At 62.6% G+C, this 22,654-nt stretch carries 18 protein-coding genes; 5 read left to right on the top strand and 13 right to left on the bottom strand.

The window, feature by feature from the left end; genetic code table 11:
* The first annotated feature begins 26 nt into the window (after positions 1-26).
* The 3 genes from ileS (at position 27) to Q390_RS0108350 (ending at position 5,165) form a co-directional block, all read left to right on the top strand.
* Positions 27-2,891: an isoleucine--tRNA ligase gene (gene ileS / locus Q390_RS0108360; RefSeq protein ID WP_027995652.1), complete on the top strand. Its 2,865-nt coding sequence runs from the start codon at positions 27-29 to the stop codon at positions 2,889-2,891.
* Positions 2,892-3,404 carry a signal peptidase II gene (gene lspA / locus Q390_RS0108355; protein WP_027995651.1) on the top strand — a complete coding sequence of 171 codons (513 nt, stop codon included), beginning with the start codon at positions 2,892-2,894 and terminating at the stop codon, positions 3,402-3,404. It begins immediately after the preceding gene.
* Between the two features lie 117 nt (positions 3,405-3,521).
* The gene (locus tag Q390_RS0108350; protein WP_027995650.1) at positions 3,522-5,165 is read left to right on the top strand and encodes a Na/Pi cotransporter family protein; all 1,644 of its coding nucleotides are present in this window, start codon (positions 3,522-3,524) and stop codon (positions 5,163-5,165) included.
* Positions 5,166-5,195: 30 nt separating this feature from the next.
* Here the strand turns inward: Q390_RS0108350 and Q390_RS0108345 are convergent, their stop codons facing one another.
* Complete coding sequence (locus Q390_RS0108345; protein WP_027995649.1) at positions 5,196-6,188, bottom strand: quinone oxidoreductase family protein; 993 nt, start codon at positions 6,186-6,188, stop codon at positions 5,196-5,198.
* Positions 6,189-6,289: 101 nt separating this feature from the next.
* Here Q390_RS0108345 and Q390_RS0108340 point away from each other — a divergent pair, with 101 nt between their 5' ends.
* Positions 6,290-7,192: a DMT family transporter gene (locus Q390_RS0108340; RefSeq protein ID WP_027995648.1), complete on the top strand. Its 903-nt coding sequence runs from the start codon at positions 6,290-6,292 to the stop codon at positions 7,190-7,192.
* Between the two features lie 7 nt (positions 7,193-7,199).
* Here Q390_RS0108340 and Q390_RS0108335 read toward each other — a convergent pair whose 3' ends face one another.
* The 8 genes from Q390_RS0108335 to Q390_RS0108300 all read right to left on the bottom strand — a co-directional run bounded on the left by Q390_RS0108335 (position 7,200) and on the right by Q390_RS0108300 (position 17,492).
* Entirely contained in the window at positions 7,200-9,857 is a 2,658-nt protein-coding gene (locus tag Q390_RS0108335) for a bifunctional diguanylate cyclase/phosphodiesterase (protein WP_027995647.1), read from the bottom strand.
* Entirely contained in the window at positions 9,854-10,954 is a 1,101-nt protein-coding gene (gene dctP, locus Q390_RS0108330) for a TRAP transporter substrate-binding protein DctP (RefSeq protein ID WP_037472532.1), read from the bottom strand. The genes Q390_RS0108335 and dctP overlap by 4 nt, the downstream gene beginning before the upstream one ends.
* 268 nt (positions 10,955-11,222) lie before the next feature.
* Positions 11,223-12,053, bottom strand: a complete 831-nt coding sequence (locus Q390_RS0108325; RefSeq protein ID WP_027995645.1) for an SDR family oxidoreductase — start codon at positions 12,051-12,053, stop codon at positions 11,223-11,225.
* A 47-nt stretch (positions 12,054-12,100) separates the two neighbouring features.
* Positions 12,101-12,964, bottom strand: coding sequence for a DMT family transporter (locus Q390_RS0108320; RefSeq protein ID WP_027995644.1), 864 nt, complete (start codon positions 12,962-12,964; stop codon positions 12,101-12,103).
* 97 nt (positions 12,965-13,061) lie between these two features.
* The gene (locus Q390_RS0108315; RefSeq protein ID WP_027995643.1) at positions 13,062-13,499 is read right to left on the bottom strand and encodes an acyl-CoA thioesterase; all 438 of its coding nucleotides are present in this window, start codon (positions 13,497-13,499) and stop codon (positions 13,062-13,064) included.
* Positions 13,500-13,579: 80 nt separating this feature from the next.
* A complete protein-coding gene (locus Q390_RS0108310; protein WP_027995642.1) occupies positions 13,580-14,872 on the bottom strand; it encodes a DUF3422 family protein in 1,293 nt (430 codons plus the stop codon).
* 55 nt (positions 14,873-14,927) lie between these two features.
* A complete protein-coding gene (gene tfpB / locus Q390_RS0108305; RefSeq protein ID WP_037472530.1) occupies positions 14,928-16,715 on the bottom strand; it encodes a type IV pilus assembly ATPase TfpB in 1,788 nt (595 codons plus the stop codon).
* A 3-nt stretch (positions 16,716-16,718) separates the two neighbouring features.
* Positions 16,719-17,492 carry a class I SAM-dependent methyltransferase gene (locus Q390_RS0108300; RefSeq protein ID WP_027995640.1) on the bottom strand — a complete coding sequence of 258 codons (774 nt, stop codon included), beginning with the start codon at positions 17,490-17,492 and terminating at the stop codon, positions 16,719-16,721.
* A gap of 221 nt (positions 17,493-17,713) precedes the next feature.
* On the opposite strand from Q390_RS0108300, the gene Q390_RS0108290 reads away from it, so the two are divergent.
* On the top strand, positions 17,714-19,411 hold the full coding sequence (locus tag Q390_RS0108290) for a hypothetical protein (protein ID WP_156949857.1): 1,698 nt from the start codon (positions 17,714-17,716) through the stop codon (positions 19,409-19,411).
* Between the two features lie 55 nt (positions 19,412-19,466).
* Here the strand turns inward: Q390_RS0108290 and Q390_RS0108285 are convergent, their stop codons facing one another.
* The 4 genes from Q390_RS0108285 to Q390_RS0108270 are packed head-to-tail and all read right to left on the bottom strand — an operon-like array spanning position 19,467 to position 22,637.
* Entirely contained in the window at positions 19,467-20,309 is an 843-nt protein-coding gene (locus Q390_RS0108285; RefSeq protein ID WP_027995638.1) for a TatD family hydrolase, read from the bottom strand.
* A gap of 6 nt (positions 20,310-20,315) precedes the next feature.
* On the bottom strand, positions 20,316-20,642 hold the full coding sequence (locus Q390_RS0108280; RefSeq protein ID WP_027995637.1) for a thioredoxin family protein: 327 nt from the start codon (positions 20,640-20,642) through the stop codon (positions 20,316-20,318).
* 5 nt (positions 20,643-20,647) lie between these two features.
* A complete protein-coding gene (lolD, locus tag Q390_RS0108275; RefSeq protein WP_084153829.1) occupies positions 20,648-21,391 on the bottom strand; it encodes a lipoprotein-releasing ABC transporter ATP-binding protein LolD in 744 nt (247 codons plus the stop codon).
* Positions 21,384-22,637: a lipoprotein-releasing ABC transporter permease subunit gene (locus Q390_RS0108270; RefSeq protein ID WP_027995635.1), complete on the bottom strand. Its 1,254-nt coding sequence runs from the start codon at positions 22,635-22,637 to the stop codon at positions 21,384-21,386. Before Q390_RS0108270 ends, lolD begins: the two co-directional genes overlap by 8 nt.
* Positions 22,638-22,654 lie beyond the last annotated feature (17 nt).

Here is a 22,654-nt window from a genome sequence, read left to right as displayed (position 1 = left end):
TTGTTAAAGCCCCCGAAGAATTCGCCATGTCCGACACCCAAAACACCAGTCCTGCCGCTACGGATTACCGCAGCACCCTGAACCTGCCCGACACCCCGTTCCCGATGCGCGGCGATCTGCCCAAGCGCGAGCCCGGCTGGGTCCAGGAATGGGAAGACCAAGGCCTGTACAAACGCCTGCGCGCAGCGCGCTGCGGCGCCCCCAAATTCATTCTGCACGACGGCCCGCCCTACGCCAACGGCCAGATCCACATGGGCCACGCAGTCAATAAAATCTTGAAGGACATGATCGTCAAGGCGCGCCAACTGGAAGGCTTTGACGCGCTGTACGTGCCCGGCTGGGACTGCCACGGCCTGCCGATCGAGAACGCCATCGAGAAAAAATACGGCCGCAAACTGAGCCGTGATGACATGCAGGCCAAAAGCCGCGCCTACGCCACCGAGCAGATCGCGCAGCAGATGCAGGACTTCAAGCGCCTGGGCGTGCTGGCCGAATGGGACAACCCCTACAAGACCATGAATTTCGCCAACGAGGCCGGCGAAATCCGCGCCTTCAAACGCGTGATCGAGCGCGGCTTTGTCTATCGCGGCCTCAAACCCGTGTACTGGTGCTTTGACTGCGGCAGCTCGCTGGCCGAGTTTGAAATCGAATACCAAGACAAGCAAAGCCAGACGCTGGACGTGGCCTTCAAAGCGCACAAGCCGGCGCGTCTGGCAGAAGCTTTTGGCTTGCCATCGCTGAGCAAAGACGCCTTTGCCGTGATCTGGACGACCACCGCTTGGACGATTCCTGCCAACCAGGCGCTGAACCTGAACCCCGAACTGCCCTACGCATTGGTGGACACGGCGCGCGGTCTGTTCATCGTGGCAGAAACGCTGGTCGACAGCTGCTTGGTGCGCTGGGGCCTGGAAGGCACGGTGCTGGCCACGGCCCCCGGCAGCGCGCTGGACGGTCTGCATTTTGAGCACCCGCTGTACGACGTGACCAGCGAGAACGGCAGCCACGGCTACCGGCGCCTGTCGCCGGTGCATCTGGCCGACTACGCCACCGCCAGCGACGGCACCGGCATCGTGCATTCCTCGCCCGCCTATGGTGTGGACGACTTCAACACCTGCGTGGCACACGGTCTGGCGTACGACGACATCCTCAACCCGGTGCAGGGCAACGGCACCTACGCCGCTGACTTTCCACTGTTTGGCGGCCAGCACATCTGGAAGGCCTGCCCGGTCATCATCGACACGCTGCGCGCCGCCGAGCGCCTGATGGCGACGGAGACCATCACCCACAGCTACCCGCATTGCTGGCGCCACAAGACGCCGGTGATCTACCGCGCCGCCGCGCAGTGGTTTATCCGCATGGACGAGGGTGAAGGCGTGTTCACCAAAGACAAAGCGCCTGAGACGCTGCGCCAAACCGCGCTGAAAGCCATCCAGCACACCAGCTTCTACCCAGAAAACGGCAAGACGCGCCTGCACGACATGATCGCTGGCCGGCCCGACTGGTGCATCTCGCGCCAGCGCAGCTGGGGCGTGCCGATTCCGTTCTTTTTGCACAAGGACAGCGGTGAGCTGCACCCACGCACCATGGAAATCCTGGATCAAGCCGCCGACATCGTCGAACAAGGCGGCATCGAGGCCTGGAGCCGCGTCACCGTTGCAGAGATTCTGGGCGCAGAAGAGGCGCAGCACTACACCAAGAGCACCGACATTCTGGAAGTGTGGTTTGACTCGGGCTCGACCTTCAGCCATGTGCTGCGCGGCTCGCACGCCGGCACGCACCACGACAGCGGCCCCGAGGCCGACCTGTACCTCGAAGGCCACGACCAGCACCGCGGCTGGTTCCACAGTTCGCTGCTGCTGGCCAGCGCCCTGGAAGGCCGCGCGCCCTACCGTGGCCTGCTGACACACGGTTTTACGGTGGACAGCCAGGGCCGCAAGATGAGCAAGTCGCTCGGCAACGGCATCGACCCGCAAGACATCAACAAAAAGCTCGGCGCGGAAATCATCCGCCTGTGGGTGGCAGCATCCGACTATTCGGGCGACATTGCCGGCGACGACAAGATCCTGGCGCGCGTGGTCGATGCCTACCGCCGTATCCGCAACACGCTGCGCTTTTTGCTGGCCAACGTCAGCGATTTCAACCCAGCGCAGGATGCGGTGCCGTTTGAGCAGATGCTGGAGATCGACCGCTACGCGCTGGTGCGCGCGGCGCAGTTCCAGGCCGACGTCCTGGCGCAGTACAAGGTGTACGAATTCCACCCCGTGGTCGCCAAGTTGCAGCTGTACTGCTCGGAAGACCTGGGCGGTTTCTACCTCGACATCCTGAAAGACCGCCTCTACACCACCGCCCCCGGCAGCCTGGCACGGCGCAGCGCGCAGACCGCGCTGCACCAGATCACACACGCCATGCTGCGCTGGATGGCGCCGTTCCTCAGCTTCACGGCGGAAGAGGCGTGGAAAGTGTTTGGCGGTAAAGATTCGATCTTCATCGAGAAATTCCAGGCACTGGGCCAGCCCGACGACGGCCTGCTGGCCAAGTGGAGCCGTATCCGCGCCATCCGCGACGTAGTCAACAAGGACATTGAAACCCTGCGCGCCCAAGGCCAAGTCGGCGCTTCGCTGCAGGCCAACGTGCAGCTGACGGTGGCGCCCGAAGACCATGCCCTGCTGGCCAGCCTGGGCGACGATCTGAAGTTCGTCTTCATCACCTCTACTATTGAATTAGTAGCTGAAAGCGCATTACAGGCAAGCGTTACAGCCAGTTCAGACCCAAAGTGCGAGCGCTGCTGGCATTACCGTGCCGATGTCGGCCACGATGCCGCCCATCCGACGCTGTGCAACCGCTGCACCAGCAATCTGTTTGGTGCTGGCGAACATCGGGAGCACGCGTAAATGGCACGCACCAAGCCCTACGCCGACGCCAGCCGCACGCGTGCCAGTACCTGGCCCTGGTTGGGCTGGGCGCTGGTCATCCTGATAGCCGACCAAGTCACCAAGACCCTCATCCTGAACCGCTATCAATTGGGTGACGCCACCACTCTCACCAGCTTTTTCAACATCGTGCGTGCGCACAACACCGGCGCAGCGTTCTCGTTTCTGGCGCAAGCCGGCGGCTGGCAGCGCTGGCTGTTCACTGGCTTTGGCGTGGTAGCGGCGCTGTTCATGCTGTGGCAACTACGCGCGCACCCAGGACAAAAACTGTTTTCGTTTTCCTTGGCCAGCATCCTGGGCGGCGCCGTAGGCAACGTGGTGGACCGCCTGATGCACGGCTATGTAGTCGATTTTCTCGACTTTCATTGGGCCGGCTCGCATTTTCCGGCCTTCAACGTCGCCGACGCTGCCATCACCGTGGGCGCGGTCTGCCTGATTCTGGACGAGTTGCTGCGGGTGCGGCAGGCGCGCTGAGGCACTGCGTCCTCGGCGACGCGCGTACGCAAGCCCCCTATCGCAGCTGTCGCCCGCGATAGGGGCAACGGCCATTCCACAGTGCCAGTGAGCCCGCTATAGTGTTGGGCTCACTTCATGAAGCACTTACTCAATCTTTTAGCCGCCATCGCGCTCCTCGTCTGGGGCACGCAGTTGGTGCGCACCGGCATCTTGCGCGTGTTTGGCGCCAGTTTGCGCCAGATCATTTCGCGCAGTGTGCGCACCCCCTTCACGGCAGCCCTTTCGGGCCTTGGCATCACAGCGGTCGTGCAGTCGAGCACCGCCACCGCCCTGATCGTCTCGGCCTTCGTTGGCCAGGGCTTGATGGCGCTGTCGGCCGCATTGGCGGTGATGATCGGTGCCGACATCGGCACCAGCGTGATGGCGGTGGTGTTTTCTCTCGACCTGTCGTGGCTCTCACCCCTGTTCATTTTTGCCGGCGTGGTGCTGTATGTGCCGCGCCCCGACACCACTGTGGGACGCCTGGGGCGCGTCTTCATTGGTCTGGGCCTGATGCTGCTGGCACTGCGCCTGATCACTGAAGCCACCACCGTGCTGACGCAATCCGAGGCCGTGCGCGCCTTGCTGGGCGCCTTGACCAGCGACCTGTTGCTGGAGATCACCATGGGCGCGGTACTGGCCCTGGTGTCCTACTCCAGCCTGGCGACGGTGCTGCTGACGGCCACGCTGGTGGGTTCGGGCGGCATTCCGGCGGGCGTGGGCCTGGGTCTGGTGATCGGTGCCAACCTGGGCAGTGGCCTGCTGGCGGTGCTGACCACGCTGCGCTCGAATGTGGCTGCACGCCAGGTGCCGATGGGCAGCCTGGTATTCAAGATGGCCGGTGTCCTGCTGATGGCACCCCTGGTCGGACCCTGGCTGCGCTATGTGCAACCCCATGTGCCCAACGATGTCGCGCTGGTGGTGCTGTTTCACCTGGCATTCAACGTGGTGAAGGGCTTGGTCTGTATTGGACTGACCAACCCGGTGGCGCAACTCGTGGCACACCTGCTGCCCGCCGAAGCAACCAGCGCCACCGACACCCGCCCGCGCCATCTCGACCCGTCCGCACTGGCCACCCCATCGCTGGCGATTTCCTGCGCAGCGCGCGAAGCATTGCACCAGGCCGACATTGTGGAGACCATGCTGCAAGGCATTCACACCGTCATCCGCACCAATGACCTGCGGATCTCAGAAGACTTACGCCGCCTGGACGACCAGGTCGATGGTCTGTATTCGGCCATTAAATATTACATGACCAAGATTCCGCGTGAAACGCTGGATGAACGTGAGGGCCGGCGCTGGACCGACATCATCGGTTTCACCATCAACATGGAGCAGATCGCCGACATCATCGAGCGCGTGCTGATCGACATCGAGGACAAGAAAATCAAGCCGGGGCTGCAATTTTCAGAGCAGGGAATGCATGAAATCAACGAACTACATGCCCGTCTGATGGACAACCTGCGCCTGGCGATGAGCGTGTTCCTGAACCACACCGTGGAGGATGCAAAGCGGCTACTGAAAGAAAAAACGCGTTTTCGTGAACTCGAACGCGCGTATTCCGCTACGCACTTGGGGCGCTTGTCCGACCAGTCAGTGCCCAGCATGGAAACCAGCTCGCTGCACATCGACCTGATCAGTGATTTCCGGCGCATCAACTCGCTGTTGTGCTCCATCGCCTACCCTATCCTGGAGCAAGACGACCCCCTGACGCCAAGCCACCTGCGCAACGCCACCTGAAGCGCGCGGCGCGCGCCCGGCTTGACGGGCTCACAGCGTCAGGATGGTCGATCCGGTGGTTTTGCGCGCTTCCAGATCCCGGTGCGCCTGCTGCACATCGGCCAGCGCATAACGCTGCGCAATATGGATCTTCACCTCGCCACCCAGCACCACAGCAAACAGCGCGTCCGCCATGGCCTGCGTGCTCTGGCGCGATGCCATGTGCGTGAACAGCGTCTGGCGCGTGACGTAGAGCGAGCCCTTGGCACCGAGCAGGCCGGGCGAAAACGGCGCCACCGGGCCTGAAGCATTGCCAAAACTGGCCATCAGTCCAAATGGACGCAGGCATTCGAGTGATTTGTCCCACGTGTCCTGGCCAACTGAGTCATACACCACCTTCACGCCCTGACCGCCGGTAATTTCTTTCACCCGAGCAGCAAAATCTTCGGTGTTGTAGTTGATGGCGTGCGCTGCGCCATTGGCCAGCACCCATTGGCATTTGGCATCGCTGCCGGCCGTGCCAATCAGCTGCAGCCCCAACGCCTTGGCCCATTGGCAGGCGATCAGGCCAACCCCGCCAGCGGCGGCATGGAACAGCACAAAGTCGCCCGGCACCAGACCTTCGACCGGGCGGGTTTTCAGCAGCAGATATTGCGCCGTCAAGCCCTTGAGCATCATCGCCGCACCGGTATCGAAGTCGATGCCATCGGGCAGTTTGCACACGCACATCGCCGGCATCACCCGCACTTCGCAATAGCTGCCGGGCGGCTGGCTGGCATAGGCGGCGCGGTCGCCGACCCGCAGGTGCGTCACCCCCTCGCCCACCGCCTCGATCACCCCAGCGCCTTCCATGCCGATGGTGGCCGGTAGCTGCAGCGGGTACAGACCGGTGCGGTGGTAAACGTCAATGAAATTGAGACCAATGGCGCGGTGGCGAATGCGCACCTCACCGGGGCCCGGATCGCCGACGCTGGCATCCAGCACTTCCACTATCTCCAGGACTTCGGGGCCACCGTGTTGGCGAATTTGAATGGCAAGGCTCATGCTGCGGACTCCTCAAAGTACAAAACAAATGAATTTGAACCGGGCATCCTGCCATGTTTCTGCAAGCCTTGCGTCCTTGCGCCGGGCTACATTGGCGACCCATGACAGAAAAACTCACGTCCCGCACCGCCGCCCTGTTGACCCTGGCACCCCTGCTGTGGGCCGGCAACGCGGTGGTGGGCCGGCTGGTACACGAGCTGGTGCCGCCGATCACCCTCAATTTTTTGCGCTGGTCGCTGGCCTTGCTGCTGCTACTGCCACTGGCCTATGGTGTGCTGCGCCCTGGCAGCGAGCTGTGGCCGCACTGGCGCCGCTATGCGCTGCTGGGGCTGTTCGGCATTGGCCTGTACAACGCGCTGCAATATATGGCGCTGCAAACGTCCACGCCGCTGAACGTCACGCTGGTGGCGTCCAGCATGCCGGTGTGGATGCTGGCGCTGGGCAGCCTGTTTTTTGGCGCTGCCGTCACCCGACGCCAACTGCTGGGTGCGGTGCTGTCGATGAGCGGCGTGCTGCTGGTGCTCAGCCACGGCCAGTGGAGCGCGCTGCTGGCGCTGCGCCTGGTGCCGGGCGACCTGCTGATGCTGCTGGCCACGCTGTCTTGGTCGCTTTACAGCTGGCTGCTGGTGCGTACCAGCGTGCCGGTCAGCGTACGCAGCAACTGGGCGGCGTTCCTGATGGCGCAACTGGTGTTTGGTCTGGGTTGGTCGGGGCTGCTGGCAGGCGGCGAGTGGGCGCTGGGCGCAGCCCGACCGATGGTCTGGGGCTGGCCACTGGTGCTGGCGCTGGCCTACATTGCTGTCGGACCGGCGATCATTGCCTACCGTTGCTGGGGCGTGGGCGTGCAGCGTGTCGGCCCAGCGGTGGCGGGGTTCTTCTCCAACCTGACGCCGCTGTTTGCCGCGCTGCTGTCGGCGGCCTTTTTGGGCGAAGTGCCTCGGCTGTATCACGCCGGCGCGTTTGCCCTGATCGTCGGCGGCATCGTGGTGTCCTCGCGCCGCTGATACGCCCTCACACAGCCGTATTGGGCTGCGCTAACAGGGCTTCGAGTTGGGCCACAGGCATGGGCCGCCCCAGCAGGTACCCTTGGTACAGCTCGCAGCCGTGGCGCTCCAGAAATTCTTTTTGCTCGAGTGTCTCGACCCCTTCGGCAATCACCTCCAGCCCCAGGTTGGAGGCCATGCCGATGATGGTTTGCACAATCACATCGTCGTTGGGGTGGATGCCCAGATTGCGCACGAACGACTGGTCGATCTTGAGCTGGTGCAAGGGCAAGCGGCTCAGGTAGGCCAGAGACGAATAGCCGGTACCGAAATCATCTACCGAAAACTTCACCCCCTTGGTACGCAGCTGGTGCATTTTTTCAATCGTGTCTTCCACGTTATCGAGCACCAGGGATTCGGTCAGCTCCAGCTTGAGCAGATGCGGGCGAATGCCGGTTTCCTGCATCACCTCGACCACCTGCTGGACAAAATCGCGTTGCCGAAACTGGCGTGCACTCACGTTCACCGCCACCTGCAACTGGGCGCGGCGCGCATCGCTTTGCCAAGCGACCAGTTGCTGGCACGCCACGCGCAGCACCCACTGGCCAATCGGCATGATGAGACCACTTTCTTCGGCCACCGGAATAAACTCGGCCGGCGAAATCATGCCGCGTTCGGGGTGCTGCCAGCGCAGCAGCGCCTCCGCGCCCACCATGCTGCCGTCGCACGCGAACTGCGGCTGGTAGTGCAACGCCAGCTGGCCTTCGCCCAGCGCCAGCTGCAAGTCGGCCTCCAGCTGCGCACGCCGGCTGATGAGGGTCTGCATCTGCGGATCAAAGAAACACAGGCCATTGCCGCTTTGCCCCTTGACCTGGTACATGGCAATGTCGGCCTGTTTGAGCAGTTCGGCTGCCGACTGGTGGGCATGGCCAAACAGGGTGGCGCCAATGCTGCAGGAGCCATGGTGCACATGCGAGCCGAGCGTATAAGGATGGCTCAGACTGAGCAACAGCTTTTCGCCGATGCGCTGCGCCTGGGCTGCAGCCTCCTGGCTGTCGTGCGAGAGCTCGGTGAGGACAACAACAAACTCATCACCGCCCAAACGTGCCACCGTGTCTGAATCGCGCAAGCTGACATGCACGCGCTGCGCCACCTGCAGCAGCAACTGATCGCCCAGTTCATGCCCCTGGGTGTCATTGAGCACCTTGAAATGGTCCAGATCAAGAAACAGCACGGCGCCCAGGCTACCTGAGCGCGTCACCGTGACCACCGCCTGGCCCAGGCGATCGAGCAACAGCCGACGATTGGGCAAGCCCGTCAGTGGGTCGTAGAAAGCCAGCACCTCGATCTCGGCGCTGGCGCGGCGCAGTTCCGTCACGTCATGGTAGGTAATGACCAAGCCGCCGTCGGGCGTGATGTGCTCGCTGATCTGGACACAGCACCCATTGGGCAGCACCTGTTCGTGCGGACCTTGCGGATTGCGCTGGAGCTCCAGGCGGCGTTGCAGCCAGTGTTTTTGCTCGACTGCACTGGCATTGGGCAGGTGGTGCAGGGCGGCGGCCTCCAGAATGCGCTGAAACGGCAACTCCAGCGCGATCAGGTCGGCCAGCCACGGAAAAATCTCTTTAAAGCGCTGGTTCCATTGCAGCACCCGGTGCTGTGCATCCAGCAGCACAAAGCCGCTGACCATGGACTCCAGCGCCTGGTCGAGTGTGGTCTTGGACTGGGCAATGGTCAGGCGCGCCAGCGTCATGCGCCGCATATAGAAGTGGGCCAAGCCCCCTGCGGCTAGCACCATGAAGCCGAGCGTCAGCATGGCCACCAGCAGATTGCGCCGCTCACTCTGCCAGTCGGCCAGCGCCGCCGCCATGGGCAGGCTCGCCACCAGCACCAAGTCTTGGTAGAAGATCGGCCGCATCACCACCAGCGCTGGCGCCGTCGTCAAACGGGCCTGTCGGTCCCAGAAACTGGCCGCAGGTTTCGATACGTGCAGTGACACCACCGGCCGTGTAGTCGCCAAGCCGCTGCGATCCGGCACACTCAGCAGCGAGGGTCCGTGGCTGCGCTCCAGCGTCACCTCCAGCCCGGCAATGTCGGCGCCCTGCATCACCACCGACACCAGCGCGACGATCGGCACCTCGGCCACGGCGAGCAGCCGCGAGCCATCCGCCCGCCTGAAATAGCGGGCAAAGTACAGCACCGGTTCGGCGCTGGCAAAGCTCACCGCCGGTGCGCTGATCACCAGACCCGGCACCGGTGCGGCCAGCACCTGGGTGACAAAACCATCGGGCAGACGCAGCAGCAAGCGAGGTCCGGCAGGGCTGGAGGAGGCCAGCAGCTGCCCACGCTCATCGAGCAGCGCCACCGACCTCACGATCAGGTTTTGCCGCATGGTGTTGTACAGCAGGGTGCTCGCCTGGACCCCCTGGATATTTTTTGCCCCGCTGTTGGGCAAGGCCAGCAAGTCACCCATGCTGGCGATCAGCACATCGACAGAGAGAAAAGTGCGGCTCAATGCCGCCTCGGCGCCGGCAATAAAGCGGGCGACCTGCTCTTGGCCCGCCTCCAGTGCATTTTTTCGCGTGGTCCAGACCAAGGCAGCGGCGGCGACCAGCAGGGCCAGCAAGAACATGCCCATCAAGGCCCATATCGTGACCCGGATGCGCAGCGGCACGACTGCCCTCATGGCGCCGCCGGCAGTGCAATGCCGCGTACGGGGCCGATGGTGTTGCGCCACAGCACATCACAGTCCGCGTTGCACCGCAGCAGCCAGCGCGGCAACACCGTCGAGCGGAAAATTTCATCGCGCAGGCGCGCATCCTGCGCTGATATCGGCACGACCACCATGCGACCCCGTTTGGCGTCAGTACACGCGGGCGCACCGCTGCTGCAAATCACGCCCATCGCGGTCTCACGCTCCGCGCTTTGCCAGATGCGCCCTTCCAGCCGGGGGAGTTGACTGCGCAGCAACGCTTTGAGTTCCGGCGGCAAGGCCTTCCAAGCGGCACTGTTGGCGCCAAAAATGGCCAGCCCCCAGTTCAGGGGCATGGTGTAGAGATAGTTCGTCAGAAATTGCAGACCCAAAGCGTTCCCCGACGCAGCCCCGGTGATGGCGCAGTCAAGGGTGCCCATCTGCAGCGCTTCAGCCATTTGAGTGAAGCCGATGCGCACAGGCAATCCACCCAGGGCACTGACAAAATCGGCCTGCGAGCTTGATGACACACGGGTGCGCCGCCGCGCCAGATCGACCAGACCGGTGAACGCGTTTTTACAGAACAGCACCTGGGCCGGATAGATATAGATCGCCAGCGTCTCGATGCCATGCTCCTCGCGCAGCGATTTTTCCAGGTAAGGGCGAAAAGCGCTCAGACTGGAGCGCAGGTGCGCCATGTCCGGGTTCAAGCCGGCCAGGTCGGGGGCGGCGTATTGCGGGTATTGCGTCGCCACCTGGCTCATCAACATGGTGCCAAAGGGCACCACGCCCAGCTGCAGCAGTTGCAGCATTTGCATACCCGGAATGCCAGCACGATCGAACGCCACAATCTCGGCGCTCAAGCGCCCCTGGCTCAGGCGAGGCAATTCTTGCGTCCAGAAAGGCGCTTCCAGCTGGGTGAACTGACTCACGTTGCCCACCCCACCGACCACCCGCAGCTTGACCGTGGCCGCAGACTTTGCCGCAGCGTCTGTCAACGCTGCCGCCGGTACAGACCCCCAAGCGGCGGCGCACGCCACCATGGCAACCAGGCGACAAAGACAGCGAAAAAAAGAGAGCAAGGGCGACATGGAATGGAAAATTTGCAGTCTCTGCAGTAAGCCGACGGCCTCCAGGCTGGAATTAAGCTTCCTTACCCAGCCCCATCTTCACCAGAGAAGCAAGGAATAATTTCTGAATGCACTGACTACACCGCAGTGCGTATTTCACTATGCCTGAAATATCAGCTAAAAAACTTTTAAACACTGACTAAACAGGCAGTAACAGCAATCCAAAACAGAAATATTCAAAATCACTTTTGCGTCACAAGCTGTTATTGCTGTGATTGTGCCTGCGTGATTAGAAAGTACCCGGGTAAACCCCACCATCTGCAAGCATGTTTTGCCCCGTCATGTAACCCGCATGTACGCTGCACAAAAAGGCACAAATGGCACCGAATTCTTGTGCCCGACCAAAGCGGCCAGCTGGAATGCTGGCCACTTGGGCCTTGCGCACGGCGTCCAGCGTGGTGCCCATTTTTTCGGCGGTAGCCATCAGGGTAGTGGCCAGGCGGTCGGTGTCAAAGCGTCCGGGCAGCAAGTTGTTGATCGTCACGCCATGCCGTGCCAACGGGCTGCGTGCAACGCCAGCGACAAAGCCGGTCAAACCGCTGCGCGCGCCGTTGGACAAGCCCAGGATGTCAATCGGCGCCTTGACGGCACTGGAGGTGATGTTGACGATGCGGCCAAAACCACGCGCCGCCATGCCGTCCACGGTGGCACGGATCAGCTCGATCGGCGTCAACATATTGGCATCCACCGCTTTGATCCAGGTCTCGCGCTCCCAGGTACGAAAATCGCCCGTGGGCGGCCCACCGGCGTTAGTGACGACGATGTCAAAGTCGTGCCCTGGGCCACCGGCTGCGCTGAACACTGCGGCGCGGCCTTCGGCAGTGGTGATATCCGCGGCGACGGCCAGCACAGTGGGTTGAGACCATTTTGAGCCTCCAGCCCTTGTTGCATCAGCGCCAAAAGCTCTTAAATCAGTAGCAGCCAAGGCCAAGACCTCGCTGCCGCGTGCATTGATCAGCACGTTCACGCCTTCACGCACCAATGCCTGCGCGCAGCCAGCGCCCAAACCCTTGCTGGCGCCGCATACCAACGCCCATTTGCCTGAAATCCCTAAGTCCATCGATGGCTCCTAGAAAACAAAAACAATGCGGCCGGTGCCATCACCCCTCACCGGCGCGTAAAAACAAAAATCCCCAACAGCACCAATCCCGTGCCGGCCGCCACCGCCAGCGTGAACGGCTCCCCCAGCAGCCACACGCCCATCAGGATGGTCGAGAGCGGGCCGATCATCCCGGCTTGCGCCGCAGCACTGGCACCAATGCGCTCGACCGCCATCATCACCATCACCACCGGCGCGGCGGTGCACAGCGTGGCATTCAGCACCGACAGCCAGACCACCTCGGGCGCCACCAGCGCCGCCGAGAGCGGGCGCAGCAGCACAAATTGCAGCAGGCACAGCCCACAGGCGACGGTGGTGGCCAGCCCGACCAGGCGCAATGCGCCCAAGCGCTGCACCATCTCGCCGCTGTAGACCAGGTAGATGGCGTAACTGAGCGCACTCAAAAACACCAACAAAGCGCCCCAGGCGGCATTCGCACCCTGCCCCCCTGGTAGCTGCGCCTCTTGACCAAACACCAGCACCACCCCGCAGTAACTGATCGCCATGCCCAGCGCCTGCCCCCAGCGCATGGCACGCCCATACACCGCCCAGCCCAGCAGCAGCACGATGGTCGGGTTCAGGTACAGGATCAGGCGCTCCAGGCTGGCGCTGATGTAGGCCAGACCGGCAAAGTCCAAAAAACTCGCCAAGTAGTAGCCGGACACGCCCAGGCCGAGCACACCCAGCGCATCGCGCCGCATGAGCGGCGGCTGGCTGCGGCTGGCCCACCAGGCCATGGTGGCAAAAATGGGCAGCGCAAACAACATGCGATACATGATCAGCGTGACGGCATCCACGCCATGGCGATACGCCAGTTTGACGATGATCGCCTTGCCGCTAAAAGCCATCGCGCCCAGCAGCGCCAGCAGCATGCCGGTCGCTCTTTTTTTGTGAGCTAGCTGCGCTTGCTGTACCTGCGTTACAGACACTTTTTATATATATTTTTCAGCACGGCAGTGGGGCTTCCTCTCACAGCGTGCTGCGGGCCGCCAAGCGCGCGCAGAAGGCTTCCGGCAGCGCGGTCACTTTTTTCTCTGCCAAATCAATGAACACAATGCCCTGCTTGCCGCGCGCCACTTCACGGCCCGAGGCTTTATCGCTCATCTGAAAGGCGAGGTCGAAACCGTAGCGATTGAAGTCGGTCGGCACCATCTGCACCACCATGGTTTCACCATGAAAGGCTTCGGATTTGTACTGCGCCACCACATCACCGACGACGATGGAGCAGTGCTCAACCTGCGCTTCGCGGTAATCCAGCCAGCGAAAAAATCGCGAACGCGCTTCCGACACCAGCGTCAGCAGCTGCGCATTGTCCAGGTGGCCGCCCCAGTTGATGTGGCTGGTGTAGATCTGCATTTCGGTCGAAAAGATGAAATGCTCAGGCAGGGGGAATTGGATACGGGGCATGGCAAAAGGGTGCAGTCAAAAATACAGTGAAGGGGTAAGACAACGGACAGCAAAACAGTGGATAAAGCAGCAGGCCTCTCTCACTCGTGGAACATTCTGTGGTGCATCCGGCGCAGCGACAGCCACACCGCCAACGCCACCACCGGAATGGCAGCCGCCGCCGTGGTCTCGGCACTCAGCGGCCAGCCCATCTTTTGCCCGCCCTTGGCCAGGTAGCTGACCAGACCCACGATGTAATAAGTGATGGCCGCCACCGACAACCCCTCCACCGTGGACTGCAACTTCAGCTGCAAGCCCTGGCGCTGGTTCATGGTGGCCAACAGTGCCTGGCTGTTTTCCTGCTGCTCAATCTCGACACGCGTGCGCAGCAGGTGGCTGATACGCGAGACGCGCCGCGACAAGGATTCTTGCCGCCGCGCCGCCCAATCACAGGTACTGCGCGCCGGACTCAGGCGCCGGTCCATAAATTCGCCAATCGTCTGCATCCCGGCCAAGCGCGACTCGGCAATGTCCTGGATGCGCCGATCGACCAACTCAAAGTAGGCACTGCTGGCAGAAAAGCGCGAGTGCGTGGCCGCGTACTCGCTCTCCACCTGCCCCGCCAAGCGTGTCAGGCGGTCCAGCAGCATCGGCTCGGCATGGCGATTGGCGGTGCGGATGGCGTCGGCCAGCTCGGCCAGTTCACGCTCGGCCTGCCCCAGGACGCTGGCGGCATCGCGCGCCGCCGGCAAGCCCAGCAGGGCGGCCATGCGGTAGGTTTCAATTTCCTGCAGGTGCTGCACCAGACGCCCCAAGCGGCGCGGCGTCATGCTGCCAACCAACAGCACCATGCGCGAATAGCCATCGGCGTGGATGGCAAAGTCGGTGTACACCTCACCATGGCCGTCGGCCACGGTGGAGGCCACCAGCGAATCTTCTTGCAGCACATGCGGCACCAGCGAGCCCGAGCCAAACGCCTGCGTCGGCAACACCCACAGGTGCAGGCTGCACAGGTTCTGCCCCGGCAGCGCCGCCAGCCAATCGCGCGGCACGGCGGCAGTGGCGCCCGTCGGCTCACGTTGGCCAAAGCCCTCGCTCTGGCAGGGCACCATGAAGGTCCAGGTGACAAATTCGGTGTGCAGCTCCCAGCGGATGCGAAACGCGCCCAGATCCATGCGCAGGTGCGTGGTCTGCGCATCCGGCAGCGGCTGGTGGCGCTCGCGCAGCAGCGCCGCCAAGTGCGCCCGACTGGCCTCGCGCCCGGCGGCGTCAGCCCACATGACGATGTGCGAGATGGCCATCGGCGCGGTCAACGGTTCGGGTGGACGGGCGTGGATTTCGTTGTGCAGCAGCGCCCGTTGCGGGTGCTGTGCGAGGTGGGATGCGAGGGTCATGCGCGCTGCGGGGTGGTAGAGGCGGTATTGTGAGACGTTACACCATGACACGCCGTTAACGCGGCGGCGGCGTGCTGGCCATCACCTCGTCCAGCGTCGTCACACCCTGCGCCACATGCAGCGCGCCAGCCAGTCGCAGCGGGCGCATGCCGTCTTGCACCGCCTGGCGGCGCAGCGAATCGATGGACGGCTCGTGCGTGATACCGTCTTTCAGCGCCTCACTCACTGTCAGCAGCTCATACAGGCCAATACGCCCGCGAAACCCGGTCATGCGGCAATCGACGCAGCCCACCGGCTGGTAGGGGTGGTAGCCGCCACTGAGCTTCCAGGGTTTGACCGCCTCGATCAGCGCATCCTGCGTGGCGCCCTCCTCGGGTTGTTTGCACAGCTTGCACAGCGTGCGCACCAGGCGCTGCGCCAGCACGCCGATCAGCGTGGCATTGAGCAGGTAGTTGGGAATGCCCAGCTCCATCAGGCGCGTGACGGCGCTGGGTGCATCGTTGGTATGCAGCGTGCTGAACACCAAGTGGCCCGTCAGCGCCGCCTGCACCGCCATTTCAGCGGTTTGCAGATCGCGGATTTCGCCCACCATGATGATGTCCGGGTCTTGCCGCATCAGCGCGCGCACGCCCTCAGGGAAACCAAAATCGATCTGCGGCTGCACCTGGGTCTGGTTGAAGCTGGCCTCGATCATTTCAATCGGGTCTTCGATGGTGCTGACGTTGACCGCTTCCGTCGCCACGCGCTTGAGTGTCGAATACAGCGTGGAGGTCTTGCCCGAGCCGGTCGGCCCGGTGACCAAAATGATGCCGTGCGGGCGGGCAATCAGCTGCTCCCAGCGCTCCGAGTCGTGCTGCGAAAACCCCAGCGCATCCAGGTCTTTCAGCGCCGTATCGGGGTCAAAAATACGCATCACCATCTTCTCGCCAAACGCCGTCGGCAAGGTGGACAGGCGCATTTCGACTTCATCACCACGCTGGTTGCGCGTCTTGATGCGCCCATCCTGCGGGCGCCGGCGCTCCATCACATCCATCCGCCCGAGCAGCTTGATGCGCGCCACCATCGCCGCCATCACGCCCATCGGCATCTGGTAGACCGGGTGCAACACGCCGTCAATGCGAAAGCGGATCACGCCCTGCTCGCGCCGAGGTTCCAGGTGAATATCGCTGGCGCGCTGGTCAAAGGCGTATTGCCACAACCAGTCCACCACCTTGACGACACCTTGGTCGTTGGCATCGAGCTGCTTGCTGGTCTTGCCCAGCTCCACCAGCTGCTCAAAACTGCTGGCGCTCAGGCTGCCCGAGGTCTTTTGCGCATTGCGCACCGACTTGGCCAGGGCAAAAAACTCCACCGTGTAGCGCTGGATATCCAGCGGATTGACCAGCACGCGGCGCACCGGGCGGCGCGCCTGGCGCTCCACTTCAGCCACCCAGTCGGTGATGAACGGCTCGGCCGTGGCCACCACCACCTCCTGCGCCGTCACCAGCACCGGCAGCACCTTGTGGCGCTCGGCGTAGCTGGCGCTCATGGTGTCGGCCACCTTGCCGACATCGACCTTGAGCGGATCGATACGCAAGTAACCCAAACCCACGCGTGCGGCCAAGTATTCGGTCAGGGCCTCAATATCGAGCGGCTTGCCATCGCTGGCGCGCGCCATGGCCACGCTGGCCAGCCGCACCAGCGGGTTCTGCCGGCTTTCAGCCTGCGAGCAGCGCGCCACGGTGCGCTGCGCTTCCTCCAGGGCAATCACGCCGTCCTCGCGCAGCCAATCGACAATGCGCCGCCAATCCAGCGCACCCACAAAAGACGGTGCAGTCGGCGCACCCACAGAGGAAAGGGCCATAGATCAACCCGCCAAAGGCTTGAACACCCGCCACCACTTGGCCGCCGGCAAGTCCCAGCGCGCCTGAATCGCCTCACCACGCTCTTGCAACTCGGTGCGCTTGAGGGCCTTGGGCGTGCGCAGCGCCAACACGATGGCATTGCCCTCGCGCGTCGGCTTGAAAGTCCACACCGCCTGTTCGCCAAACACCGTGGCGATTTTTTCCAGGCTCTCGCCATAGCTGGCAGCGCGGCCAAACAGGTTCACCGTCATGGCGCCATCGTCGGTCAACAGCGCGCGGCAATCGGCATAAAAATCAGCGCTGTCGAGCACCGGCGCCGCCGCGTTGTCGTCGTACAAATCCACCGCCAGCGCATCCACCGTACCGCGCCACTCGGGGCTGCGAATCTCCACCCCGGCATCGGCCAACACCACGCGCAGCATCTCGCTATCCGGCGGCAGCTTGAACCACGAACGGCACACGGCCAGCACCTGCGGGTTCAGCTCAATCGCGGTGCTGCACATACCCAGCTTTTTGTAGCAAAACTTGGTGATCGCCCCGGCCCCTAAACCGAGCTGCATCGCATGGCGACCAGACACGCTGGCCGCATCGACAAACAACAGCCAAGCCATCATCCGCTGCACATATTCCAGCTCAATCTCAAACGGCTCCTTCATCCGCATCGACCCTTGAATCCACGGCGTGCCCAAATGTAAATGGCGCACATCGCCCTCTTCTGAGACGTTGACTTCAGGGTATTCAAGAACAGGCGGGGTGGGTTTTTTGCTGCGGATCATGCGGTGTCAAATTCAAAACAATCAGGCGGCGGGCGGGGGCCAATCCCCCAAGCGACGCAGCCCGCCATTGTGTGCGATGGCGCAGAAGCGCTCCACAATGTGTTTTGACACGACTTGTGGCGAACCAAGCCTTGATATTCAGCGGGCTTGGCGTTGACCCTCAGGCTTCAGTTCTGCGGTAGAAAGTTGATACCCCATAAATCCCTATTAATATCATGGATATGAATATCTCCATTATTCCCATCAGTCCCCGTACCGGAAGCAGTGAGGGGAGCCTATCCATCGCGGCACGGCCGCCGCCACGAGTGCAATCGCCGCCAGTCCAGCAGGCACTGGCTCCGCTAACGACCCCAGTCACCCTGACGGCGCGGACGCAAACCGCAGGCAATACGCCGGATGCGCCCTTTTTGGTCGTCACGCAGCAAATGCCAGCAGCCCTAGAGCAGAGTTACGACCTGACTTACGGGGCACTGGGGATGATTCACGTCAAGCCCGGCAACTTGCAGGTGTGGGAGCAGTCCTCCAACAACGCCATCAGCAATGTGATGGCCCGCAACGCCAGCGGCCACACGGCGCAGAGCCGGCTGGCTGGTCTGGGTGCCGCTTTGCTGGAGCACGTTGGCAACACCGGATCAAGCTACCGTCAAACCGTAGCCAATGTCGGCGCACCCGGCAGCAAAGAAAAAATTCAGGCCCGCGCGACCGATGCGCTGTATTCCATTCAAGGCGCACCCACGGAAAGAGTGGAACTGCGCATCCAGACCCAATCGGGCGCGACCGTCACCCTGACCATCTCGGATCAGCGTGAAGCGAGCTTGAACGGCACAGGCATCTCCATAGATGTTCAGGTGGACGGCGACCTGACTGCGCCAGAGCGCAAAGCGCTGGCCGCGATGGCCGGCGGATTTGAAAAAGCGATCCAAGGGCTGGCAGCCGGTGAAACAGAGATTGACTTGGAAGCGTTGGCGCAATTCGATAAAAGCGCCATTGCCAGCGTTGAATTCAAAACCAGTATTTATGGCCGCAACGAATACGGCCTGCGCTACGAAAAACTGGGGGCCCAGTTCACGGCAGATGCCGATACGCGCGATATTCAGATCAACAGCGCAGAGGGCGAAATTCGCATGTCAGCGGACTTGCGCCAACCGGCCTTGTGGGGCGATGCCACACAAAAAGCCAAAGCGGTGCGCCATTACTTGGACGGCATAGACCGCGCGGCCGAGCGTGGCAAGGCCGATGAGGGCTTGGTCAAAATGTTCAAGTCCACGTTTTCAGCCCTGAACAGCACCTACGGCGCGCAAAGCACCGATGGCGGCCTGCAAGGGTTGGCCATGGATTCCGGCGCTTGGAATGATGAGGACAAAAGCTGGTTGACCGGTCTGGCCGACTTCAAGACGGTGCTGGCAGCCACGCCAAAAGCCTCCAATCCACGGCACAGCCAAGAAGTAGACCAATTTCACTACACCTTGAGCCAATCGACCGCCATCACTGGCGCAGACAAGAGCCAGCGCGGCGTGACGCAAACCCAAGAATCGCGTCTGGTGGCCGCATACCACCAGTCTCTCGTGTCTACCAATAAACCGATGCTCGACACCACCACTGCGTCGCAAAACTATTTGTTCAAGCAAGTGGAGGACAGCGCCAGCACACAGGTTCACCTCGGTTACGAAAAGGATGAACCGGTCGCCGCCACCCTGACCAAGACCCTGACGCAATCCCTGCGGATTCAAAAATTTGAGCACAACCAACTCGTGCAAGAGCAGGTGATTCCTGACCAGCAATCGAGCGTGGTGGATTTGCTGCCCCTGCTGACCCAACTGCGCGAGCGCGAGAAAGAGCAGAAGATCACGGACGAAGAGAAGCAATCGCTGCTGGAAAGCTGGAACGATATGGTTTTTTCGGGGTTGACCGCATCTTAAAAAACGGGCATTTGCACTATTAAAAAAATAGCTGCTAGCGCCCGTATCTAAAGGGCTAGAGGCACTTTTGACTTATATTTACCCGCCCGTGCAAACGCGGCAGCGCCTGTAGCGCATTGGCTGACGTCTGCTCGGCCAGCGCCGCCAACGTCACGCCACGCACATCCGCCAGCACTTGGGCGATGCGCGGCAACTCAGCCGGGCTGTTGCGCCCTTGGGGCGTGCCAGCGGCGCGCTCAAAGGCGGTGCGGTAAATCCAATGCGGCGGCATATCGGGGGCGTCGGTTTCTAGCACCAGCGCTTCGGGCGGCAGTTCGGTCGCCAAACGGCGCAGTTGCAGCGCGCGCTCAAAGGTCAGCGCGCCGCCAAATCCCAGCTTAAAGCCCAGCGCGATGAAAGCACGTGCCTGCTGCAAGCTGCCGTTAAAAGCGTGGGCGATGCCGCCCGGCACCGGCAACTCGCGCAAGCCTTTGAGCAGTCGGTCGGCAGAGCGGCGCACGTGCAGGATCACCGGCAAATCGAAGCGCCGCGCCAGTTGCAATTGCGCGCGGTAAAACTGCTCTTGCCGCGCGGCGTCCAGTCCGGGGACGAAGTAATCTAGGCCGATTTCGCCGACCGCGACCAAGTGCGGGTCATGGCGCACACGCTCCAAGAATTGCGCCAGCGCCGCCACATCACTATCGCCCGCGCAGCCGGTATAGAGCGGGTGGATGCCCAGCGCGTAGCTGTCGCCGTGGCGCTGCGCCAGTGCCTGCACCGCGTCGCAGTGGGCCAGCTCGACCCCGGGAATCACCAAATGCTGCACGCCCGCTGCCCGCGCTGCTGCACGCACCGCATCCACGTCAGGCGCAAATTCAGCCGCGTCGAGGTGGCAGTGGGTGTCTATCCAAGCGGGCATGGCGCACTAATCCGCCGCCAGCGCCAGCACGCGCTCCACATCGGCCAGCACCTGCTGCAAGCTAAAACTGCGCGCGTATTCCAGTGCCAGCTGGCCATGCACGTACAAGCGCAGCACCGGCAGGCTGAATACCCCCTCTTGCGCGCACAAAGCGGGCGCATCGGCGCAATCGACATAGGCCAGCGTGACGGCGGCGAAGTGCTCGGCCATCAGCGCTTCTAGGCGCGGGCGGATGGTTTGGCAGACGCCGCAGTGGGCGCCGCCCCACAGCACCAACAGAGCGGGGTGGGTGCGCAGCGGTTGCAGCTCTTGTGGGGTGGTGATGGCTTGCATGGTTCTCAGACTTCGTCGGCCTGCACCAGCTTGCCGGCGACCAAACGCAATTGGCGGTCGCAGCGCGCGGCCAAGGTTTCGTCGTGCGTCACCATCACAAAGGCGGTGCCTTGGTCGCGCGCCAGTTGCAGCATGTGTTGGAACACGCCCTCAGCCGTGCTGCGGTCGAGGTTGCCGGTGGGCTCGTCGGCCAGCACGCAGGCCGGGCGCGTGACCAGCGCGCGCGCAATGGCGACGCGCTGGCGTTCACCGCCGGACAGCTCCGCCGGGCGGTGCTGCACACGCTCGGTCAGGCCGACGTGGGCCAGCATTTGCGCGGCCTGGCGCGTGCATTCGGCGTACGGCAGGCGGCGGATGCGCAGCGGCATGGCGACGTTGTCCAGCGCGCTAAATTCCGGTAGCAGGTGGTGAAACTGGTAGACAAAGCCCAGGTACTGGTTGCGCAGCACGCCCTGCTGCGCGGCGGATTTCTGCGCCAAATCTTGGCCCAGCAGTTGCACGCTGCCGGCGGTAGGCGCATCGAGCGCACCCATCAAGTGCAGCAGCGTGCTCTTGCCCGATCCCGAGGCGCCAACGATGGCCAGCGTCTCGCCGGCATACACATCCAGATCGACACCTTGCAGCACGGTGACGTCCAGGCGCCCTTCGGTAAAGCGCTTGGTCAGGCCGCGCACTTGCAATACGACTTTTTTTAAGTCGTTTTGGGCTGCAACGCTTATAGGGAGTGCGGTTCTAGCTTCGTTATTCATAGCGCAATGCCTCCGCAGGATTGACACGGCTGGCGCGCCAGCTAGGGTACAGCGTCGCTAAAAACGACAGCACCAGCGAGATGATGGCAATCGGTAGGATGTCGCTGCTTTGCGGGTCGCTGGGCATTTTGCTGATCAGGTAGATGTCTTTGGGCAAGAAGTTGGCCTGTAACAGCGACTCCAGCGCCGGCACGATGACGTCAATGTTGACCGCAATCAGCAGCCCCAACAGCAAGCCGCTGAGCGTGCCAATCACGCCGACCATGGCGCCCTGCACCACAAAAATGCCCATGATGCTGCGCGGACTGGCGCCCAGCGTGCGCAGGATGGCGATGTCGGCGCGCTTGTCGGTCACCGTCATCACCAACGTGGACACCAGGTTGAACGCCGCCACGGCGACGATCAGCGTCAGGATGATGAACATCATGCGTTTCTCCAGCTCGACAGCGGCAAACCAGGTTTTGTTCTGCTGCGTCCAGTCGCGGATCAGCAGGTCGCCGCTGAGGCTGCCAGCCAGCTCGTAGGCGACGGCACGCGCCTGGTGCAAGTCCTTCAATTTGAGGCGGATGCCGGTCGGCCCTTCGAGGCGAAAAATACGCTCGGCATCCTGGTGGTGCAGCAGCACCAGCGCCGAGTCGTATTCATAGTGGCCCGAATCAAAGGTGCCGGCCACCGTCATCTGCTTGAGGCGCGGCACCACCCCGGCCGGTGTCACTTGGCCGGAGGGCGCAATCAGCGTGACGACATCGCCGGTGATCACTCCCAGCGAGCGCGCTAGTTCCGCCCCCAGCACCACGCGAAATTCACCCGGCACCAGTTGCGCAATGGCGGCGGCATTGGCAGCGGCCAAGTCAGTGACTTCGCCCTCGTGCGCCGGGTCGATGCCGCGCACCAGCGCGCCTTTCATGTCCTCGCCGCGCGCCAGCAGCGCCTGCGCCGCGACAAACGGCGCCGCACCGACCACTTGTGGATTACTGCGCGCCTCCGCCAGGGTGCGCTGTGGGTCAGGCAGCGCCGCACCGCCGGGGGCAAAAATTTCGATGTGCGAGACGACACTGAGCATGCGGTCGCGCACTTCTTTTTGAAAGCCGTTCATCACACTGAGCACGATGATCAGCGCCGCCACCCCGAGCGCAATGCCCAGCATGGAGACACCCGAAATAAAAGAGATAAAGCCGTTGCGCCGCGTAGCGCGGCCGGCGCGGGTGTAGCGCCAGCCCAAGGCCAGTTCGTAGGGAATTTGCATGAGCCGGCGATTGTGGC

It is taken from the genome of Simplicispira psychrophila DSM 11588 (assembly GCF_000688255.1).
In the GTDB taxonomy this organism is placed as follows: domain Bacteria; phylum Pseudomonadota; class Gammaproteobacteria; order Burkholderiales; family Burkholderiaceae_C; genus Simplicispira; species Simplicispira psychrophila.
Note: the sequence above shows the minus strand (reverse complement) of the source record. Positions and strands in the feature narration are given on the sequence as shown.

Coding starts and splice junctions, on each gene's coding strand:
- ileS (WP_027995652.1), top strand. CDS start 27: ATGTCCGACACCCAAAACACCAGTCCTGCCGCTACGGATTACCGCAGC.
- lspA (WP_027995651.1), top strand. CDS start 2,892: ATGGCACGCACCAAGCCCTACGCCGACGCCAGCCGCACGCGTGCCAGT.
- Q390_RS0108350 (WP_027995650.1), top strand. CDS start 3,522: ATGAAGCACTTACTCAATCTTTTAGCCGCCATCGCGCTCCTCGTCTGG.
- Q390_RS0108345 (WP_027995649.1), bottom strand. CDS start 6,188: ATGAGCCTTGCCATTCAAATTCGCCAACACGGTGGCCCCGAAGTCCTG.
- Q390_RS0108340 (WP_027995648.1), top strand. CDS start 6,290: ATGACAGAAAAACTCACGTCCCGCACCGCCGCCCTGTTGACCCTGGCA.
- Q390_RS0108335 (WP_027995647.1), bottom strand. CDS start 9,857: ATGAGGGCAGTCGTGCCGCTGCGCATCCGGGTCACGATATGGGCCTTG.
- dctP (WP_037472532.1), bottom strand. CDS start 10,954: ATGTCGCCCTTGCTCTCTTTTTTTCGCTGTCTTTGTCGCCTGGTTGCC.
- Q390_RS0108325 (WP_027995645.1), bottom strand. CDS start 12,053: ATGGACTTAGGGATTTCAGGCAAATGGGCGTTGGTATGCGGCGCCAGC.
- Q390_RS0108320 (WP_027995644.1), bottom strand. CDS start 12,964: ATGCTGCTGGCGCTGCTGGGCGCGATGGCTTTTAGCGGCAAGGCGATC.
- Q390_RS0108315 (WP_027995643.1), bottom strand. CDS start 13,499: ATGCCCCGTATCCAATTCCCCCTGCCTGAGCATTTCATCTTTTCGACC.
- Q390_RS0108310 (WP_027995642.1), bottom strand. CDS start 14,872: ATGACCCTCGCATCCCACCTCGCACAGCACCCGCAACGGGCGCTGCTG.
- tfpB (WP_037472530.1), bottom strand. CDS start 16,715: ATGGCCCTTTCCTCTGTGGGTGCGCCGACTGCACCGTCTTTTGTGGGT.
- Q390_RS0108300 (WP_027995640.1), bottom strand. CDS start 17,492: ATGATCCGCAGCAAAAAACCCACCCCGCCTGTTCTTGAATACCCTGAA.
- Q390_RS0108290 (WP_156949857.1), top strand. CDS start 17,714: ATGAATATCTCCATTATTCCCATCAGTCCCCGTACCGGAAGCAGTGAG.
- Q390_RS0108285 (WP_027995638.1), bottom strand. CDS start 20,309: ATGCCCGCTTGGATAGACACCCACTGCCACCTCGACGCGGCTGAATTT.
- Q390_RS0108280 (WP_027995637.1), bottom strand. CDS start 20,642: ATGCAAGCCATCACCACCCCACAAGAGCTGCAACCGCTGCGCACCCAC.
- lolD (WP_084153829.1), bottom strand. CDS start 21,391: ATGAATAACGAAGCTAGAACCGCACTCCCTATAAGCGTTGCAGCCCAA.
- Q390_RS0108270 (WP_027995635.1), bottom strand. CDS start 22,637: ATGCAAATTCCCTACGAACTGGCCTTGGGCTGGCGCTACACCCGCGCC.